We start from the raw sequence: 1921 nt of genomic DNA, 5'->3' as shown, positions 1-1921 counted from the left end.
GGCGCGCTACAACCGCGAACTGGCCGACTTCGTCCGGCAAGCCCGGGCAACCCGGTAGCGGCGGTCAGACGTTGTCATTGCCCTTCAAAGGGCAGGGCGCGTTACCCGATGCGGTGATAGTGGATCAGAGCTACCGGCATCAGCTGAGGAGACCCAACATCATGGACGTGCTGTCCGCCTCTCTGGTGTTAGGTCAGAGCGTGTCCTAGTTGTTTGGTCCCGGGATTTGGTGGTGCGGGTCATGGATGAACCTGGACGGCTCCTCCGTCCAGGCTTTGCAGATGGCTTCGTAGGGCGTGAGGCCGCGTAGGGTCTTCAGGCGGCGGGCGAAGTTGTAGGCCGCGATGAAGTCGGCGAGGTGCTGGCGGAGCTGGTTGTGGCTCTCGTAGTGGAAGCGCCTGACCGTGGCGTCCTTGATGGTGCGGTTCATGCGCTCGACCTGACCATTCGTCCACGGGTGTCGCGGCTTGGTCAGCCTGTGCTCGATGTTGAGTTCGGCGCAGGCGAACTCGAATGCATGGCAGAGGAACGGCTTGTTCTGGGCCAGCATTTGCCGGATGTCCTCGGGCGTCCACCCATCACCGCCAGGTTCGGTGAAGTGTGTGCCGTTGTCGGTCAGTACGGTGTGGATCCTGTAGGGAACCGCCGCGGTGAGGGCGCGCAGGAAGTTGCTGGCGATCCGCCGGGTGGCCTTCTCGTGCAGCTCCGCGAAGGCGAACTTCGAGGTCCTGTCGATGGCGACGAAGAGGTAGAGCCTACCCTCCTCCGTCCGGACCTCGGCAATGTCGATGTGGAAGTAGCCGATGGGGTAGCGCTTGAACCTGGAGCGCTGCGGCTTGTCGTCCTCGGTGTCCGGCAGTCGGCTGATGCCATGACGCTGCAGGCAGCGGTGAAGGCTCGAGCGGGTCAGGTGCGGAAGCGTGGGCTGGAGGGCGTAGAGGCAGTCGTCCAGCGGCAGCAGCGTGTGGCGGCGGAAGGCAACGGCCACGGCCTCGTGCTCGGGCGACAGGACCGTTGACCTGGGCTCCTGAGGGCCGGTGCGAAGGTCGGAGACTGAGGTTCTCTTCCTCCACTTGGCCACCGTCTTGGGGTTGATCCCGTAGCGCCGGGCCAGCCCCCTCAGGCTTTCTTGACTATGCTGTATCGCTCGACGGACTGCCTCAGTCGTTGTGGAGCTGCCGTGGAGAAGCTGGCCCATAGTGCGTCCTTCCACTCAGGGGAGAAGACTGCACCATCAAACCCTGGGATCAAACATCTAGGTCGCAGCCAGTGACGTGAGCGCGATGGTTAGTCCACGACGCGGTGTTAGGAGAGTAGCCTAGGATTGCATCCTGGAGACTAGAGCACTTCAGGCTTGCATGGACTCGCGGGTTCTGATTCGACGCTGTTGATGAAGCAGCGAGGCTGGTGATGACGGCACCTCTGTCACAGGACCTGCGCAAGCGCCTGGTTCGGGCTGTGGAGGAGGGCGCCTCGGCACGCGAGGCGGCAGCCCGCTTCGCGGTCAGCGCGTCGGCGGCGATCAAGCTGGTGCGGCGAGTACGCCAGACCGGCAGCACGGCCCCGGCCAAGATCGGCGGCTACCGCAAGCCGTTGCTGGCCGGGCAGGAAGAGTTCCTGCGGGAGCTGACGGCCAGCCGGAAGGGGATCACCTTGGCCGAGATCCGGGCAGCCCTGATCGAGCGCGGCGTTGCGCCGGTCTCGCTGATGACGATCTGGACCATGCTGAAGCGGCTCGACCAGTCACACAAAAAAAGCAGCTGAGGGCCGCTGAGCAGGACCGGCCCGACGTCGCGGCCCATCGACACCACTGGCGGGTCTGGCAGCGCTACATGGACCCCGAGCGCTTCGTTTTTCCCGATGAGACCGGCGCGGCCACGAACATGATCCGCCGCTACGGCTGGGGACCACGGGGCGAGCG

General features: G+C 64.6%; 3 protein-coding genes. 2 read left to right on the top strand and 1 reads right to left on the bottom strand.

The features are described 5' to 3' along the window. A partial coding sequence (locus ACFFIC_RS09850) for a hypothetical protein (protein ID WP_377049994.1) occupies window positions 1–209 on the top strand: 209 nt, incomplete at its 5' end. On the opposite strand, the gene ACFFIC_RS09845 is transcribed toward ACFFIC_RS09850, so the two are convergent. Continuing rightward, window positions 206–1198, bottom strand: coding sequence for an IS481 family transposase (locus ACFFIC_RS09845; RefSeq protein WP_377049993.1), 993 nt, complete (start codon window positions 1196–1198; stop codon window positions 206–208). The genes ACFFIC_RS09850 and ACFFIC_RS09845 overlap by 4 nt on opposite strands. 212 nt (window positions 1199–1410) lie before the next feature. Between ACFFIC_RS09845 and ACFFIC_RS09840 the strand changes: the two genes are divergently transcribed. Next, entirely contained in the window at window positions 1411–1764 is a 354-nt protein-coding gene (locus ACFFIC_RS09840) for a helix-turn-helix domain-containing protein (protein WP_377049995.1), read from the top strand. The last annotated feature ends 157 nt before the right edge of the window (window positions 1765–1921 follow it).

This window comes from Muricoccus vinaceus, assembly GCF_042433125.1.
In the GTDB taxonomy this organism is placed as follows: Bacteria; Pseudomonadota; Alphaproteobacteria; order Acetobacterales; family Acetobacteraceae; genus Roseomonas; species Roseomonas vinacea.
The sequence above is the reverse complement of the archived record's forward strand: the minus strand, read 5'-3'. Positions and strand labels throughout refer to the sequence as shown.

What these genes read in the sequence shown, in the direction of transcription:
- ACFFIC_RS09845 (WP_377049993.1), bottom strand. Translation starts at nt 1,198, where the DNA reads ATGGGCCAGCTTCTCCACGGCAGCTCCACAACGACTGAGGCAGTCCGT.
- ACFFIC_RS09840 (WP_377049995.1), top strand. Translation starts at nt 1,411, where the DNA reads ATGACGGCACCTCTGTCACAGGACCTGCGCAAGCGCCTGGTTCGGGCT.